We start from the raw sequence: 16,178 nt of genomic DNA on the forward strand, positions 1-16,178 counted from the left end.
GGGGGCTTACAACGGCAGTTGAAAGTGCCGGGACGTCGTTTTCAACTCTTCGCGGTGCAGCGCCGCCAGCCTTGCCAGCACGATTTCACCCTGTTCCGTCAGATGGATGCGCACCTGGCGTTTGTCCTCGGACGCGGGTTCGCGGCGCACCAGGCCGAGCGCCTCGCAGCGGTTCACCAGCGCCACCGTCCCGTGATGCACCGACACCATCCGTTCGGCCAGCTCGCCTACCGTCGCCCACTCACGGCCCGGGAAGCCCTTGATATGCAACAGCAACAGATACTGCAGCGGCGTGATCCCCTCCGCCTGGACGGCCTCTTCGGAAAAATGCAGGAAGCGGCGCAGCTGATGCCGGAATTCCGACAGCACTTCAAAGTCGGATTTTTTCAGGGGTGGGGTCGATCGGCGGGTCATGTCGGCGTCGGCGGTGGAAGGGGCGGTTGGCGCGTCGGCCAGGGCGGCGCGTTGGCGACTGGCGCGGAGTTCAGCGCGTTGCTCGGCGTCATCAACCAGGGTAACAAGGTCTTCCGCGTCGATGGTCAACAGCTCGTCGCGGCTGTCCAGCACGGCCGCGATGTCGGCGTCGGTCACCCCTGACCGCGTGGTACGCGGTGCCCGGGCAGGTCCCGCATGATGCGGATACCGATGCCGTGTCGCCCAGTGGAAAAGCAGCGCGCAGGCCAGCATGATCAGACTGTTGATGGCCACGGGCATGATCACGAACCCGTACCCGGCCGCCTTGATGCCAGGCCCGCCGAACACCGCCGTCAGTGCAACCGCGCCCGACGGCGGGTGCAGGCAACGGCATGCGAACATCATTCCGATCGCCAGCGCCACGGCCACCGCCGCCGCCAGGATGGGCAGCGGGATCCACTGTGCGCAGGTGACACCGATCACCGCCGCCAGCAGATTGCCGCCAATCACGCACCAGGGCTGGGCCAGCGGACTGGCGGGCGCCGCGAACAGCAGCACGGCCGACGCCCCCATGGGCGCGATCAGCAAAGGCAGATCGGCATGGTCTCCCATGGTCCAGATGGACATTACCCCCGTCAGCCCGATGCCGATCAACGCGCCCAGCACCGCGCGAAGGCGTTCGGTGCGGCTGACGTGAAGAGGTTCGGGCACGCAAGCGCCCAGCCAGGACGCGATCGAAGCGGTGGGGAAAGACATGGAAGACGACAACAGCAATTGGGAAGGCACCGATCCAGGCAAGCATCGGCGCGGCCCGCCATTGTGCCATATATATCACGGTGTGATATATCAGGTTGATGTCGTCAACATGTGGACGACGGCAACCGTTTGCCGAGGGCAACTGATTGCCCGCGGCAATAGGGGCGCGCAGCCTACTGGGCTACGGAACCGCTGCCAGTCAGCCCGCGGTTCCTGGCTCGGCGTCGCCTAGGGGCGCTACGGCATCCGCCGCCTGGTACTTCACGTTGCCCATGGCGCGGGTCACGGCGTGCCACGCGAATTCCGTTTCGCCCAGCGCCTGTGTCGCCGTCACCAGCAACGCGTCGTCCGAACTCGTGTCGGGTGCCAGCCACTCGCGCGCGCCTTCGGCCGTCAGCGCCACCGGGCGGCGGTCGTGCACATCCAGCAGCCCGGCGTCCGCCGAACTGGTGATGATCGCAAACCCGTCCGACCCCAGGATCGCCGCCAGCAGCAGCGGCTCGTCATCGGCGCGGTGGATGAAGTGGGGCTGGCGGTTCGGCTTTTCGCCGGTCCACTCGAACCAGCCGTCCGCCGGAACCAGAATGCGGCCCCGTTCCCACAAGGGCTTCCAATAGCCCGACGTCGCGGCCTTTTCGACCCGGGCATTCACATACATGCGCGGCGCGCGGCCGCGATAGCCCCAATGCGCTTGCGCGGCCTCGGGTCCGTCGCCCCCGCGCGGAGGATCATCGGTTGCGTGCCGGGCGATACGTTATAGACCGGCGCATGCGAAAAGGCGGCGGGCAATACCGACGCATCGGCATTGGCGCCAGTGGCAAACGGGGTCGCCGGATTGGGGCGCAGCAGCTCGAAATAGCGTTCGGCGTCGCGATACTGGGCAAGTCGTCCGCACATGGTGGCCTCCTGGAACACGGCATGAACCAGGGTGTAGCAGGAGTCGATCCCGAGCGCGACAGTGGATGCGTCATACTCGGGGGACGGTCGACGCTGTCGGACCCGACGCATCCAACAAGGCAGCATTCGCACTATGACTATCCGGCCACCAACAGTCCTGCCAAGTGCGATCTACTTAAAACCAATCAGAAATCCAGGCTGACCTTCGCGTCCTTGACCAGCTTTGCAAACCGTTCGGTGTCCGCCGCGATCAACTGCTTCATCTGATCCGGATTGTCGCCGATCGCTTCCGCGCCCAGGTCGGCCATCCGCTTCCTGAAATCCGCGGACTGAATGATCCGGACCATGTCCTGGTTGAGCTTTGCAACGATTGGGGCAGGTGTGCCCGTCGGCGCCAGGACGCCGAACCAGGTGCCCAGGTTGAAGCCTTTCAGCCCCGACTCATCCAGCGTCGGCACATCGGGCAGGGCCGCCGATCGATGGGACGTGGTGACGGCCAACGCGCGCAACTTCCCGCTCTTGATGAAGGGCAGCACGGGCGTGACGGTGTCGAACGACATGGCGATCTGGCCGCCCATCAGGTCGGTCGTGAGCGGGCCGCTACCTTTGTAGGGAACGTGCAGCAGTTGCACGCCGCCCAGGGATTCGAATTGAGCTCCGATCAGATGCTGGCCGGTGCCTGTGCCGTTGGACCCGTAGGCCAGCTTGCCGGGCTGCGCTTTTGCCAGCGACAGCAGTTCCTGCACCGACTTGGCCGGAATGCCGGGGTTGATGACCAGCACGTTCGGAACCAGCGCGACGGTGGTGATCGGCATCAGGTCTTTCTGGAAATCGTAGGGCAGCTTTTTGTAGACGCTGGATGCGATGGTGTGATGCACGGCGCCCATCAGCAGGGTGTAGCCGTCGGGCTTGGCCTTGGCCACGTAGTCCGCGCCCAGCGTCGATCCGGCGCCTGGCTTGCTTTCGACGATGACGGGCTGGCCCAGTGTCTTGGACATCTCATTGCCCAGCGCACGGGCCAGAACGTCGGTGGTGCCGCCGGTCGGGAATGGGACGATCAGCGTAATCGGCCGGCTGGGGTAGTCCTGTGCCGATACCGGAGCGGCCACGCTGATGCCGCATAGAGCGGCCACGGCGATGGCGGTGGTGAAAGATGGACGGGTCATGCTGTCTCCTTGGATCGAAGCGCCGGCGCGTCGGCCGGCGTCTTTCTTTTGCGTGAAGGAAGTGCGCGGGGCGGGAGCGATGCCGCGCATGGCGGACCGCTCCGTCGCGCTGCGCCGGTCTTATGCAACGCGGCTTTGTGCCAACGCGTTCGCCCGGATCCGTGCGCACACGGCCTCGGTGACCTGACGGGTCGTGGCCTGGCCGCCCAGGTCGCGGGTGTGCAGCGCGGGGTCGGCGGTGACGGATTCGATGGCTTGCATCAGCGTGGCCGCGGCGGCCTGTTCGCCCAGGTGCTCGAGCAGCATCACCACGGACCAGAAGGTGCCGACCGGGTTGGCCAGGCCCTTGCCCATGATGTCGAAGGCCGACCCGTGAATGGGCTCGAACATGGACGGGTAGCGGCGTTCGGGGTCGATGTTGCCGGTAGGAGCGATGCCCAGGCTGCCGGCCAGTGCCGCGGCCAGGTCACTCAGAATGTCGGCATGCAGATTGGTGGCGACGATGGTGTCGAGCGTGGCGGGCCGGTTGACCATGCGGGCGGTGGCGGCGTCGACCAGTTCCTTATCCCAAGTGACGTCAGGGAATTCCTTGCTGATCTGTACCGCGATCTCGTCCCACATCACCATGGCATGGCGCTGGGCGTTGGACTTGGTGACGACGGTCAGCAGCTTGCGCGGCCGCGACTGGGCAAGCCTGAACGCAAAACGCATGATCCGTTCGACGCCGGCACGCGTCATCATCGACAGATCGGTCGCGACTTCTATCGGGTGTCCCTGGTGCGCACGGCCACCCACGCCGGCATATTCGCCTTCGGAATTTTCGCGCACGATGACCCAGTCCAGATCATCCGGTCCGCAGCGTTTGAGCGGGCCATCGATCCCCGGCAGGATGCGCGTCGGCCGGACGTTCGCATACTGGTCGAAGCCCTGGCAGATCTTGAGCCGCAAGCCCCACAGCGTAATGTGGTCAGGAATGTCGGGGTCACCGGCCGACCCGAACAGAATGGCGTCCATGTCGCGCAACGAGGTAAGACCGTCCTCGGGCATCATCGCGCCATGTTCGCGGTAGTAGTCGCCGCCCCAGTCGAACGACGTGAAATCGAAACGAAAGCCGGATTGGGCGGCGGCCAGTGCTTCCATGACGGTCTGTCCGGCGGGCACGACTTCCTTGCCGATGCCATCGCCGGGAATGCATGCGATTCGATACTGTTTCATATGGGAATGTCCTGAGAAAAAATGGGTGATCAACGATCAGGGAAGGCTGGCGATACGCAGCAGGTTGGTAGTGCCCGGCGCCTTGAAGGGCATGCCCGCGGATATGACGATGGTGTCGCGCGACTGCGCGAATTCCTGGTCGAGCGCGGTCGCGCAGGCGAACTCGGTCATCTCGCTCACGCTCTCGACTTCGTGGACCTGCACCGCATGCACGCCCCAGATCAGGGCCATGCGGCGCGCGGTCGATTGATTGGGGGTCATGCCCAGAATGGCAGTGCCAGGCCGTTCGCGCGACATGCGCATTGCCGAATAACCGGAGCTCGTATAGGCGACAAGGGCTTTGGCATGCAGCAGCCCGCACACCGCGCGCGCCGCCATGCCGATTGCATTGGCCGGGTCGGCCTCGGGCGCGGTGCGCGAGGCTTCGATCACGTCGTGGTAGTAGGGGTCGGCTTCGGTCTGGGTGATGATGCGGTTCATCATGGCAACGGCCTCGACCGGAAACTGGCCGGATGCCGATTCGGCCGACAGCATGACGGCGTCGGCGCCGTCGTACACCGCCGACGCCACGTCCGACGCTTCGGCCCTTGTCGGCGTTGGCGATGAAATCATCGACTCCAGCATCTGCGTCGCCACGATGACCGGCTTGCCGGCGCGGCGGCAGGCGCGCACGATCCGCTTTTGGATGGCGGGCACCTGTTCGGCAGGCATCTCGACACCCAGGTCGCCCCGGGCCACCATCACCGCGTCGGTCTCGGCAATGATCGCGTCCAGGTCAAGGATTGCCGCGGGCTTCTCCAGCTTGGCCACGATGCGGGCGCGTCCGCCGATGCGTTCACGGACCTCGCGTATGTCGGCGGCGCGCTGCACGAACGACAGCGCCACCCAGTCCACCCCCTGGTCCAGCCCGAATGCCAGGTCATCGATGTCTTTGGGTGTCAGGGCCGAGAGCGGCAGGATCACGCTGGGCACATTGACGCCCTTGCGATTGGACAGCGCGCCGCCCACCATCACCCGGGTGAGTGCGTCGGTGGCGCCGACCCGCAGCACACGCAGCCGGATCTTGCCGTCATCCAGCAGCAGATCGGTATCGGGCTTGAGCGCGGCAAAGATTTCCGGATGCGGCATGCTGACCCGCGTGACGTCGCCCGGCACGTGCGTGTCTAGATCCAGCTGGAAGTCCTGCCCGTTGCGCAGCACCACGCTGCCGGTTTCAAAGGTGCCTACCCGCAGCTTGGGTCCCTGCAGATCCAGCAGGATGCCGATCGGGCGCTGCACATCCTGCTCCAGCTTGCGGATGGCCATGACACGCGCGCGATGGTCGTCGTGCGTGCCATGGCTGAAGTTCAGCCGGAACACGTCCGCGCCGGCGCGGAACAACTGGCTGAGGCTGTCGGCACTGCTGCTGGCAGGGCCCAGGGTCGCGACGATCTTGGTGTTGCGGGTACGGCGCATGACTCAGACTCCTAGGGATGCCAGGCCGGGCCTGGCGATGTAGATGGCGCGAAAGTCATTCACGTTGCTCAGGGTCGGACCGGTCACCACGGTGTCGCCCAAGGTGCTGAATAACGAATGGGCGTCGTTGTTATCGAGCCAGGCGCGGGGCAGGGGCCGGAGGGCGCGGGTGCGCGCCAACGAGGTCGGGTCGATGCAGGCGCCCGCGATCGGCTCGACACCGTCCACGCCATCGGTGTCGGCGGCGATCGCATGCACTTGTGGCTGTTCGCCGAGCGCCAGCATCAGCGACAGCAGGAACTGCACGTTGCGGCCGCCGCGGCCGGATCCCGTGACCGTCACGGTGGTCTCGCCGCCCGACAGCAGCACGCAAGGCAACGTGAACGGTCCTTCATCGCGCACCGTATGCAGCACCAGCCCGGCCATGGCCTTGCCGACTTCGGTGGCATCGCCTTCCCACCGGTCACCCAGCAGGTACGGCGTGATGCCCGCACGGCGCGCGGCGTCCGCGGCGGCCGACAGCGCGGTGTAGGGCGTGGCGAGCATCGACCCCGTGGCGCGCGCAAGGCGCGGGTCGCCGGGCTTGATGCTCTCGGCGCGGCCGTCCTTCAGCAGACTGAGGACCCTGTCCGCTACGCGCAGGCCGTACCGGTCGATGATGGCGAGCGCATCGCGGCAAGTGGTCGGATCACCCAAGGTCGGGCCCGATGCGATGTCGACCGGATCGTCCCCGGGCACGTCGGAGATCAGCAAGGTGTGCACACGCGCGGGCAGGCAGGCTGCGGCCAGCCGCCCGCCTTTCACGGCCGACAGGTGGCGGCGCACGCAATTCATTTCCGAGATGGATGCGCCGCTGTGCAGCAGCTGTCGGTTGATGTCGCGCTTGTCTTCGGCATCGATGCCAGGCAAGGGCTGGCATAGCAAGGCCGACCCGCCGCCCGAGATCAGGCAGATCACCAGGTCGTCTTCAGTCAGCCCCCGAACGGCATCCATGACTTGCGCAGTAGCTTCGAGTCCGGCAGCGTCAGGCACCGGATGGGACGCTTCGATCACACGAATGCGCGACAGCGGCAACGCATGGCCATAACGCGTCACGACGACGCCCGACAGTTCACCGTCCCATGCTGCTTCGAGCGCTTGCGCCATGCTGGCCGCCGCCTTGCCCGCGCCGATCACCACCGTGCGGCCGGCTGGCCGCTCAGGCAGATGAGCGGCCAGCGTGCCCGCCGGCGACGCCGCCTGCACGGCAGCCTCGAACAAGGCGTTCAACACGTCGCGGGGACGTTGCGGTGTCATAGGGGCGGTCTCCTCCGTACGTTGCGGATAAGATGCAGCAGTCCTGTCAGGCCCGTCTGCACTGCAAAAAAGCGAGACCGTACTGTGCAGGCGCATGGCCTTGCGTGCCCGCGTCACCCTTCAAGCCATTGATGACTCTGGATTCAACAATGAACAAACCCGCATCGATGCTCGCCCAGAACCCGCAGATATCCGACTTTGCCTTCTTCGTGCTGATCGCACGCAAGGGAAGCCTGTCAGTGGCCGCGCGCGAACTGGACATCACGCTGTCGGCCGTCAGCAAGCGGCTGGCGCGCATCGAGCAGGGCCTGGGTGTGCGATTGTTGAATCGCACGACCCGGCGGCTGTCGTTGACCGAAGAAGGAACGATCTTTCTGGAACGGGCGCGGCAAATCCTGGCCGACATCGACGACATGGAACGCTACTTCGAGCGCAGCCGCGCCAAACCCAGCGGCCTGCTGCGCATCAACGCGCCCATGGGGTTCGGCCGCCAGTACATTGCGCCGGTGGTGTCGGCCTTCGCCAAGCTGCATCGCGACATCGACGTGCAGCTCACCCTGACCGACCGCCCCGTGGGTCTGAACGATGACGACTTCGATCTAGCGATCCGCTTCGGCGAATTGCCCGATGCGCGGGTCATCGCCCGCAAGATCGCCGCCAACCGTCGCCTGCTTTGTGCGTCGCCGGCCTATCTGAATCTGCGCGGACGCCCCGACACGCCGCAAGATCTGCTGGATCATCAATGCATCGTGCTGCGCCAGAACGACTCAGGCTTTGGTGTGTGGCGCTTGAGCAAGGACGGCGAGACCCACGCGATCAAGGTCAACGGGGCGCTGAGCAGCAATGATGGCGAGGTGACGTTGACCTGGGGCCTGGACGGCCACGGCATCCTGATGCGCGCCGAATGGGACATTGCCCGCTACTTCCGCAGCGGCCGGCTCGAGCATGTGCTGGTGGGCTACGACCTGCCCGCCGCCGACATTTTTGCGGTGTACGGGGAGCAGAACCACACATCGCCCAAGATCCTGGCGTTCGTGGACTTCCTGGCCAGCCGGTTTTCGATCGACAAGGCCAGTGATGGGGACATGACGTCGTTGTGGTGAACGACCGCGCCGGGGCCGGGCCAGGTTGTGGACAAAGTCAACAATGCCTTGCACGGTGCGTCATCAATGACGGATGTCATGGGCGCTACCATCGGTCCATGCATATGCCTCATGACCTCATTCATCGATTCTTCTGGTGCCTCGACCAGCGTGACACCGAAGGTGTTCTTGCAACGCTGAGCCCTGACGTGGTGTGGTTGCGGCAAGGGCGGCGCCACGTCGGCCTGGAAGGCGTGACCGCAGCGTTGTCGAGTCGATCACCCACCTTGTATGTCAGACATGTCGTCAGCAATCTGTTCGAGATGAGTCCGCGCGATATCGCGGCCTCGGACATTACCTTGCGTGAAGTCGATGCCGATCTGCAGGCCGTGCGCCCTGGCGACATCGTGTTGTCGAGCTATCTGTCGGGCTATACCCATGACGACGGCACGCAGGTGCAGGCGCCTTGCCACGGTGGCCATCTGCACAAGATGTCCTGGGTGCGTACTCGCCTGTCCCGTCACGAAGACGGATGGCGGATCGTTGCCAAACACATGCTACCGCTTTTTGTGTTCGGCCCCGCATGATTGCCGCTGCCACCGCCCGGCACGACGGCCAGCTCCGGCCGACCATCCCCCGGCCGATGTCCGACACACTTTCGCCGGCAGCACCGTTTCCGCGTGGCAGCTGTGACAGCCACGCCCACCTCTTCGGCGCGCTCGACACGCATCCCGTGTTGCCAGGCAGCCATTTCGTGCCGCATCCCAGCCCCTTGACCGACTATGCCGCCATGTTGCGCGTGCTGGGGTGTGATCGCGCGGTGCTGGTACAGCCGAGCGTGTATGGCACGGACAACCGCCTGATTGCCGGGACGCTCGCGGATGCCCAGGCCGTGCCGGCCTCGGCTAGCGGCTTGTCGCTTCGGGCCGTTGCGGTCGTCAACGAAACCATCGCCGACAGCGAACTGGAAGCGATGCACGCGTTGGGCTTTCGCGGCGTGCGTATCAACACCGCATCGGCGACACCTGGGCTGACCCTGCCACAGGTCCGGGTGCTGGCCGAGCGTATCCGGCACCTGGGATGGCACGTGCAGTGTTTTGTCGACCTGAAGCGCCTGTCTGACGTGACAGACGAACTGGCGCGGCTGCCCGTGCCCATCGTCATCGATCATTTTGGAAAGGTCGATGCGTCCGCGGGCGTCGATGCGCCACCCTTTCAGGCCTTGCTTGCCCTGCTGGCCCATGACCACTGCTGGGCCAAGCTGATGGGACCGTATTTCGTCTCGGCGCGCGGCCCTGGCTTTGACGATGTAGCGCCCCTGGCGCAGGCCATGGCAAGGATTGCGCCCGATCGCTTGGTGTGGGGCACGGATTGGCCGCATCCCAGTGCGCACGGGCAGATGCCCAACGACGGCACATTGGCCAATCTGTTGACGGCCTGGATACCCGACGCAGGCTTGCGGCACCGCGTATTGGTCGATAACCCCGCTCGCCTGTACGGATTCTGATAACAAGGAGACAGCAGTGACACTTACGCAGACGCTCTGCGCGGCGGCGCTCGCCCTGGCGACCACTGGCGCGCACGCCCAGTCCTATCCGGCCAAGCCCATCAAACTCATCATCGGTTATCCGGCGGGCGGTGGCGCCGACGTCGTTGGGCGCGTGGTCGCACAGAAACTGGGGGAACGTCTTGGCCAGCCCATCGTCGTCGAAAACCGGGGCGGCGCGGCAGGTGTCATTGCCACGACGGCCGCGGCCCAGGTCGCCCCCGATGGCTATACCTTGCTGCTGGGCCACGTGAATGCCTTGTCCATCGCGCCCGCCGCCCCCACACCGCTGGCTTACGAGGCAACGCGTGATTTCGCGCCTGTCGGCTACATCGGATTCGTGCCGAACATCCTGGTCGTCAACCCGGCCAGCGGCATCAAGTCCGTTGCCGATGTGGTCGCACACGCCCGGAAGCAACCGGGCAAGCTCAGCTTTGCGTCGCCAGGGGTAGGCAGCACCAACCATCTTGCGGGCGAAATGTTCAAGTCGGCCGCCGGGGTGCAGATGCTGCACGTTCCGTATCGCGGCAGCGCGCCCGCCATCACCGACCTGCTGGGCGGCCAGGTCACCATGAACTTCGACGCGCTATCGTCGGTGTCGAACTTCGTGCGGCAGGGCAAGATGACCGCGCTGGCGGTGACCAGCAAGGAGAGGAACCCGGCATTCCCCAACGTGCCGACGATGGTGGAACTGGGCTACAAGAGTTTCGACGTGACCATCTGGTACGGCATCGTCGCCCCGGTCAAGACACCGGCCGATATCGTGAACGTGCTTAATCGCGAGATCAACGCGGTGCTCGTGGACGCAGGCGTTGCCAGGCAGCTGGCCGAACTGGGTGTGCAACCCCAGCAGATGACGCCTGCGGCGTTCGGGTCACTGATCCGTCAGGACACCGACAAGTATGGTCAGGTCATCAAGCAGGCGGGTATCGTCATGGAATAGCCACCGCCCGCTGCGCGGGGATCCGCGCCGGTCAGGCCGCTGCAATCATCAGATAACACGCGTTGAACCACGCGTGCGTCACGATGCAAGGCCCGACCGCCCCGGTCACTTCCCGAATCTTGCCGAGCAGCAGCGACGGCAGCACGACGGCGCACGACATTTGCAATGACTGATACGGCAGGTGGCAGGCCGCGAACGCAATGCTCGTCAGTATATTGGTCGGGGCGAGTGCGAACGTGTCTGCGATCGTAAGGCGTTTCAGCACCCCTTGAAGCAGGTCGGTCATGGCCCCCCTGAAAGCCAGTTCCTCCAGCACGGGCGCGACACCTATCATCAGGATCGCGGCCTGCCAGGAAAGCAGCGGCTGCCTTCCTGGCAAGTGGCCTTGATCCAGCAACGCCAATGCCAGCGCCCCACCAGGACCTGCAACGAAAGCAAGCGCAAGGATGGCGCGCGCTCTGCCGCGGGTAATCGCAGCAATCACGGCTTGCCTCAGTCCTGCTTGGACGTGGGCTTGGGTTGGCGCCGGCGGATCAGCCCAAGCGCGGCCAACAGGGTCAGGCCGGCCAGCATCGGATCGAATCCGCCCTTGCCGATGGTGCATCCGCCGCCGCCGCTTCCACTGGACTCGGGCAGCGCCGCCTGGACAGTGGCGGGAAGGTCCACGAATTGCGCGGTCTGCGCGCCCGCGTACGACGCCGTCACCTTGCCATCGGTAAAGGCGGCATTGCCGCAGGTGGCGACGCCAGTGGCGTCGGTGGTTGCGGTGCACGACGCGTTCGAGCCTTCCGCCTTGAAGGTGATGGACTGGCCAGCAACCTGGCTCCAGCCGTTCTGCAGTTTCACGGTCATCCTGGCAGGCGTCGGCTGGCCCACGAATTCCAGCGTGTTGACCCGCCACGTGGCGAATGACCGGGCAGGATCCAGCCGAGTCAGCCATGCCGCCGAACATTCCCGCGCCACGGCCAGTTGCCGAAGCACCATTTCCTGGCCAAACACGAACTGGCTGGGCTTGCCGCGACCCTTGGCAATGATGTCGTCAACCTTCAGCACGGTGCCATCCCAGTAGATGTGCGGCGTCATGACACCTTCGACGTTCTGTTCTTTGGCCAGTGTGTACGTGCGCTCGATGGAGTCCAGGTACTGCGCCACCGCGGGCGCCGAATTGGTCATCGACTGCCCCCCGTTGATCAGGACGCGCACATCCCTGCCGTTGTCCTTGACAGTCAGCACGGCCGACGTCGACCCGGGCGTGTGGCCAGGTGTGGCAAGCATGGTGAACGTCTTGCCGCCGACCGAGATCTGCTGCGGTGACAGGTTGGTTGAATCAATCAACTTGGGCTGATAGGACTTGTTCGCGGCATCGGCCGACCCCAGCCAGGACCGCGCGCCCAGATTGTCCAGCAGCCACTGCGCACCGCCGTCGTGGTCGCCGTGGCCGTGCGTCAGGAAGACTTCCTTCAACGGATAGGACGCGGAAAGGCCCAGTGAGCGCAACGCCGGCAGGTTGTAGGTCTCGACTTCGCTCGCATTGTTGCCGCCGTCCACCATCACGAAACCGTCCGGCGTCTTGATGATGTATTGCGCGACGTAGCGGGAGCCGACGATCCAGACATCGTCGAAGATCTGTGTGAGCGGCACACGGATGCTGTTGGTCGCCCGCGCGGCCAGGACGATGGCGTTGTTGTCGTCGGGCAGGTTGCAGTAGAACGCGCGCGCGTTCTGCGCCATGAAGGTGTCGCCGCCGACGTTACGGGTGGCGGCGTCGCGATGGATCTCGCTCTGTGTCTGCGCGGCCACATGCGCCGACGCGCTGACGGCAATGGCGGTGGCAAGGATGCGTCCAAGGTGATGGCGGTGCGGGGTCAATGGTGGTCTCCTGATTGTTATGTTCCCCCAACCCGTTAGGTCGGTTGCGATCAATGTACCGATCGCAACCGCGAAAATACGGAGCCCAGGTAAAGGTGGTCTTTACCTGGGAGTTGAGAGTGGAGACCTGCAGCTGTCTGGCAGAACCGCCTAGCGCCCCGCCCCGATCCGCTGCGTGATGTCCTGCGCGATGCCGACCAGCCGTCCCGCCAGATACGCCTCGTTGAACGCGTGGAAGCGATCGAACGCGCCAACCGCGGTAATGCTGCCAATCACCCGTTTGCCGTCGAAAATCGGCGCCGCAATGCCTGCCTTGCCGTTGTCCAGATCCCCTCCGACACGCTGTAGCCCCGCTTGCGGGTGTCCAGCATCGCCTTTGCAAAAGCCTTCCAGTGTTCGCCCAGGCGCAGCACATCCGGGTGCTCGGCGTTGTCGTCGTACACGCGGCGCAGGTGCCGGGAGGGCAGATGCGCAAGGATCACGCGGGCGGTAGCGCTGCGGAACAGCGCCATCGGACGGCCGCGTCCGAATCGCAAGGGTTCGCTGTCGCGCCCCTGTTCCTGGTGCACGTTGATCACGGTGTCGCCATAAAGCTCGCTCAGCAGCACGCTCAGTCCGGTTTCTTCGGCCAACTGCTGCATGGCCGCGCGGCTGCTGTTGAGCAGGGGGTCTTCCTCGCGCATCTGCAGGTCGAGCGCGATGATGCGCGGGCCGAGCGCGTAGCCACCCGGCAACCGTACGAGCAGTCCCACGTCGCAGAGTTCGCGGACATAGCGGTAGGCCGAGGCGGGGGCGTAGCCGAGCTGAGCGCAGATCGCTTCGATGTCGACAGCCGGCGTGCCGGGCTTGAAAAGGTCCAGCACGTCCAGCATGCGTCTGAGGCTGTTCATAGGGTGGGGCTAAGGCGGGTCACGGGCGTGAGGGTGACGCAAAGGGGAATGCTTGGCAAGCCGGCCGGAACGTTTCGAAATCGATGAAAAAGCAGAATTTTGCTCTTGGGATAAAAATGCAAAAATATCTGGACTTGGCTCGATTTTGATTTCACACTTCTATCCCAGGAAGATAATTCTGCAAGAAAGGAGTGGCGGCTATGCGCACGGGTGCAACGGAAGTTCTCGCGGTTCTGCAGCAGCGCGGGGTGGACGTGTGCTTCGCCAATCCGGGTACCACCGAGCTGGACATCGTCCGAGCCCTGGAGGCCCAACCCGCCATGCGCTGTGTGCTGGGCCTTCAGGAAAACGTGTGCACGGGCGCTGCCGATGGCTATGGACGCATGACGGGAACGCCCGCGCTGACGCTGCTGCACCTGGGGCCGGGCTTTGCAAACGGCATTGCCAACCTGCACAACGCGCGCCGGGCTCACACCCCAATCATCAATCTGATTGGCGACCACATGAGCTGGCACCTGGCCTTCGATGCGCCGCTGACGTCGGACATCGAGTCGCTGGCGCGGCCCGTGTCGGGCTGGGTGCGGCGCATGACTGGCGCGGCCGACGCCGTGGCCGCCGCTGCCGAAGCGGTGGATCGTGCGCATGACAACGGCGGGCAGGGCGTCACGCTCATCTTTCCGGCGGACTATCAGGCGGAAAAGATGGACGCGGTGGAGACGGCGGCAGCAAAAGCCGAGGCCGCCCACCCGGCGTCCACCGTTTCAGGGGCGACCCAGACCGCAGCCAGGACCATATCGACCCCACCGCCGCGCGCCGACGTTGACGTGAACACCTGTGCCGACCGCCTGCGCGCCGCGGGCAAGATCGTGTTCCTGCTGGGCGGTGGCGGCGAAACCAGTGGCCTGGGCGAACGCGCCCAACGGGCTGCCGCCCGGCTGTGCGACGCGCTAGGCGCCACGGCCTATGCCGAGACCTTTCCGGCGCGCGCGGCGCGCGGCGGCGGCCTGCCCGACTTCGACCGCTTGCCCTATTTTCCAGAGCCCGCCCGCGCCGTGCTCGACGCAGCGGACCTGATCGTGCTGGCCGGCGCGCCCACGCCAATTACCTATTTCGGCTACGACGGTCACCCGAGCCAATTGGTCGAGAACGATCGCGTGCTGGTGCTGGGTTCGGCGGGCGACGACATTGCCGCGCCGCTTGAAGCGCTGGCGCAGGTGCTGGACGCGCCGGCCTATCTCCCCCGCAGCCACGACATTCCCGAGGTGGACGACGGCGCCTTGAGCCCCGCGGGCATTGCCGCGACGGTGGCGCGCCTGCTGCCGGCGAACGCCATCGTGTCCGTCGAGGGCGGAACCTGCGGCTATCCGTTCTATGCCGCATCGGCCGGAGCCGCGCGCCACACCACCTTGACCAACACAGGCGGTGCGATCGGCCAGGGACTGCCGGTGGCATTGGGCGCCGCCGTGGCCTGCCCGGACCGCAGGGTGATCGCGCTGCTGTCTGACGGCAGTACCCAATACACGATCCAGACCTTATGGACGCTGGCGCACGAAGCGCTGCCGGTGGTGGTGCTGATTGCCGCCAACCACCAGTACGGCATCTTGCGCAACGAACTCAAACGCGGCGGGCAAACCTTGGGCGAACGCGCGGCGGGGCTGACCAGCCTGGATCGCCCGCGCATCGATTGGGTCGAGCTGGCCCATGCCTATGGCGTCGACGCGACGTCGGTCGAGACGACGGGCGAACTGGCGGCGGCGATGACCCGCGCGCTGGATCGCCCGGGTCCGACGCTCATTGCCATGCAGCTGTAACCGCACCCTCGCACCCCGGACTTGAAGGAGACATCATGGATTTGCAACTGAGCGGCAAGGTGGCCGTGATCACAGGTGGCAGCCTGGGTATCGGGCGCGCATGCGCCGACGCCCTGGCCGCGGAAGGCGTCAAGGTCGCCATCGTGGCGCGCCGTCAGGACCAGCTCGACGCGGTGGCGCGCGAGATCCGCGAGGCCACGGGCGGTGAAGTGATCGGTGTGGCGGCCGACGTGTCCGACACGGCGCAGGTCGAGGCGATGATGGAAAAGGTGGCGAGCCACTTCGGCCGCATCGACATCCTGGTCAACGGCGCGGCCCATCCGGGCGGCCTGGTCCGCAGCGAGATCGAACACGCGGATCCGGAAGGACTGCTCGAAGACATCAACATCAAGGTGGTGGGCTACATGCGATGCGCCAAGGCCGCCGCGCCGCACATGAAGCGCAACGGCTATGGCCGCATCGTCAATATCGGCGGGCTGACCGGGCGCGGCAGCAAGCAGCTGTCCGGCATGCGCAATGCCGCCATCTGCCATCTGACCAAGACCCTGTCCGACCAGCTCGGCCCGTCAGGCATCACGGTCAATGTGATCCATCCCGGAGTGGTCGAGACGCCGCATATCCACGAGCTGTACGAAAAGGAAGCGATCAAGCAAGGGCTGACGGCCGCCGAAGTCGAAGCGAACTATTGCAAGGTCACACCCATCCGCCGCGTCCTGCAGCCGCCGGAAATCGCCGATGTCGTGTTGTTCCTCGCCTCGCCACGCGCCGCCGCCATCACGGGCGAATCGCTGGCGGTCGATGGCGGCATCACCCGCGGCATTTTCCTTTGACGCACGGA

At 65.3% G+C, this 16,178-nt stretch carries 17 protein-coding genes; 6 read left to right on the forward strand and 11 right to left on the reverse strand.

Annotation, left to right across the window (positions count from 1 at the left end):
• Nucleotides 1-6: 6 nt before the first annotated feature.
• From ACNANG_RS14090 to ACNANG_RS14120, 7 genes are all read right to left on the reverse strand, one after another.
• Nucleotides 7-1,170 carry an HPP family protein gene (locus tag ACNANG_RS14090; protein WP_420223490.1) on the reverse strand — a complete coding sequence of 388 codons (1,164 nt, stop codon included), beginning with the start codon at nucleotides 1,168-1,170 and terminating at the stop codon, nucleotides 7-9.
• 199 nt (nucleotides 1,171-1,369) lie between these two features.
• Nucleotides 1,370-1,828: an SOS response-associated peptidase family protein gene (locus tag ACNANG_RS14095; RefSeq protein ID WP_420223491.1), complete on the reverse strand. Its 459-nt coding sequence runs from the start codon at nucleotides 1,826-1,828 to the stop codon at nucleotides 1,370-1,372.
• On the reverse strand, nucleotides 1,819-2,067 hold the full coding sequence (locus ACNANG_RS14100) for a hypothetical protein (protein WP_420223492.1): 249 nt from the start codon (nucleotides 2,065-2,067) through the stop codon (nucleotides 1,819-1,821). Before ACNANG_RS14100 ends, ACNANG_RS14095 begins: the two co-directional genes overlap by 10 nt.
• A 185-nt stretch (nucleotides 2,068-2,252) precedes the next feature.
• Nucleotides 2,253-3,233 (reverse strand): Bug family tripartite tricarboxylate transporter substrate binding protein, encoded by a 981-nt coding sequence (locus ACNANG_RS14105; protein ID WP_420223493.1) that lies wholly within the window; start codon nucleotides 3,231-3,233, stop codon nucleotides 2,253-2,255.
• A 120-nt stretch (nucleotides 3,234-3,353) separates the two neighbouring features.
• Entirely contained in the window at nucleotides 3,354-4,448 is a 1,095-nt protein-coding gene (locus ACNANG_RS14110) for a tartrate dehydrogenase (protein WP_420223494.1), read from the reverse strand.
• Between the two features lie 36 nt (nucleotides 4,449-4,484).
• Nucleotides 4,485-5,903 (reverse strand): pyruvate kinase, encoded by a 1,419-nt coding sequence (gene pyk / locus ACNANG_RS14115; RefSeq protein ID WP_420223495.1) that lies wholly within the window; start codon nucleotides 5,901-5,903, stop codon nucleotides 4,485-4,487.
• Between the two features lie 3 nt (nucleotides 5,904-5,906).
• Entirely contained in the window at nucleotides 5,907-7,199 is a 1,293-nt protein-coding gene (locus ACNANG_RS14120) for a glycerate kinase type-2 family protein (RefSeq protein ID WP_420223496.1), read from the reverse strand.
• Nucleotides 7,200-7,348: 149 nt separating this feature from the next.
• On the opposite strand from ACNANG_RS14120, the gene ACNANG_RS14125 reads away from it, so the two are divergent.
• The 4 genes from ACNANG_RS14125 (at nucleotide 7,349) to ACNANG_RS14140 (ending at nucleotide 10,770) form a co-directional block, all read left to right on the forward strand.
• On the forward strand, nucleotides 7,349-8,302 hold the full coding sequence (locus tag ACNANG_RS14125) for a LysR family transcriptional regulator (RefSeq protein ID WP_420223497.1): 954 nt from the start codon (nucleotides 7,349-7,351) through the stop codon (nucleotides 8,300-8,302).
• Between the two features lie 98 nt (nucleotides 8,303-8,400).
• Nucleotides 8,401-8,868: a hypothetical protein gene (locus ACNANG_RS14130; RefSeq protein WP_420223498.1), complete on the forward strand. Its 468-nt coding sequence runs from the start codon at nucleotides 8,401-8,403 to the stop codon at nucleotides 8,866-8,868.
• 56 nt (nucleotides 8,869-8,924) lie between these two features.
• Nucleotides 8,925-9,788 (forward strand): amidohydrolase family protein, encoded by an 864-nt coding sequence (locus ACNANG_RS14135; RefSeq protein WP_420223499.1) that lies wholly within the window; start codon nucleotides 8,925-8,927, stop codon nucleotides 9,786-9,788.
• 16 nt (nucleotides 9,789-9,804) lie between these two features.
• Nucleotides 9,805-10,770, forward strand: coding sequence for a Bug family tripartite tricarboxylate transporter substrate binding protein (locus ACNANG_RS14140; RefSeq protein ID WP_420223500.1), 966 nt, complete (start codon nucleotides 9,805-9,807; stop codon nucleotides 10,768-10,770).
• Between the two features lie 31 nt (nucleotides 10,771-10,801).
• Here the strand turns inward: ACNANG_RS14140 and mrtJ are convergent, their stop codons facing one another.
• The 4 genes from mrtJ to ACNANG_RS14160 form a co-directional block, all read right to left on the reverse strand.
• Nucleotides 10,802-11,173, reverse strand: a complete 372-nt coding sequence (mrtJ, locus tag ACNANG_RS14145; protein WP_420223501.1) for a JDVT-CTERM system glutamic-type intramembrane protease MrtJ — start codon at nucleotides 11,171-11,173, stop codon at nucleotides 10,802-10,804.
• Between the two features lie 89 nt (nucleotides 11,174-11,262).
• Complete coding sequence (locus tag ACNANG_RS14150) at nucleotides 11,263-12,639, reverse strand: MBL fold metallo-hydrolase (protein ID WP_420223502.1); 1,377 nt, start codon at nucleotides 12,637-12,639, stop codon at nucleotides 11,263-11,265.
• Nucleotides 12,640-12,789: 150 nt separating this feature from the next.
• Entirely contained in the window at nucleotides 12,790-12,915 is a 126-nt protein-coding gene (locus tag ACNANG_RS14155; protein WP_420223503.1) for a hypothetical protein, read from the reverse strand.
• Entirely contained in the window at nucleotides 12,912-13,529 is a 618-nt protein-coding gene (locus tag ACNANG_RS14160; protein ID WP_420223504.1) for an IclR family transcriptional regulator, read from the reverse strand. The genes ACNANG_RS14155 and ACNANG_RS14160 overlap by 4 nt, the downstream gene beginning before the upstream one ends.
• 200 nt (nucleotides 13,530-13,729) lie before the next feature.
• Between ACNANG_RS14160 and ACNANG_RS14165 the strand changes: the two genes are divergently transcribed.
• Both ACNANG_RS14165 and ACNANG_RS14170 read left to right on the forward strand, forming a co-directional pair.
• Nucleotides 13,730-15,340 carry an acetolactate synthase large subunit gene (locus ACNANG_RS14165; protein WP_420223505.1) on the forward strand — a complete coding sequence of 537 codons (1,611 nt, stop codon included), beginning with the start codon at nucleotides 13,730-13,732 and terminating at the stop codon, nucleotides 15,338-15,340.
• 35 nt (nucleotides 15,341-15,375) lie between these two features.
• The gene (locus ACNANG_RS14170) at nucleotides 15,376-16,170 is read left to right on the forward strand and encodes an SDR family NAD(P)-dependent oxidoreductase (protein ID WP_420223506.1); all 795 of its coding nucleotides are present in this window, start codon (nucleotides 15,376-15,378) and stop codon (nucleotides 16,168-16,170) included.
• The last annotated feature ends 8 nt before the right edge of the window (nucleotides 16,171-16,178 follow it).

The sequence above is a fragment of the Pigmentiphaga litoralis genome (assembly GCF_048632615.1).
In the GTDB taxonomy this organism is placed as follows: domain Bacteria; phylum Pseudomonadota; class Gammaproteobacteria; order Burkholderiales; family Burkholderiaceae_B; genus Pigmentiphaga; species Pigmentiphaga litoralis_B.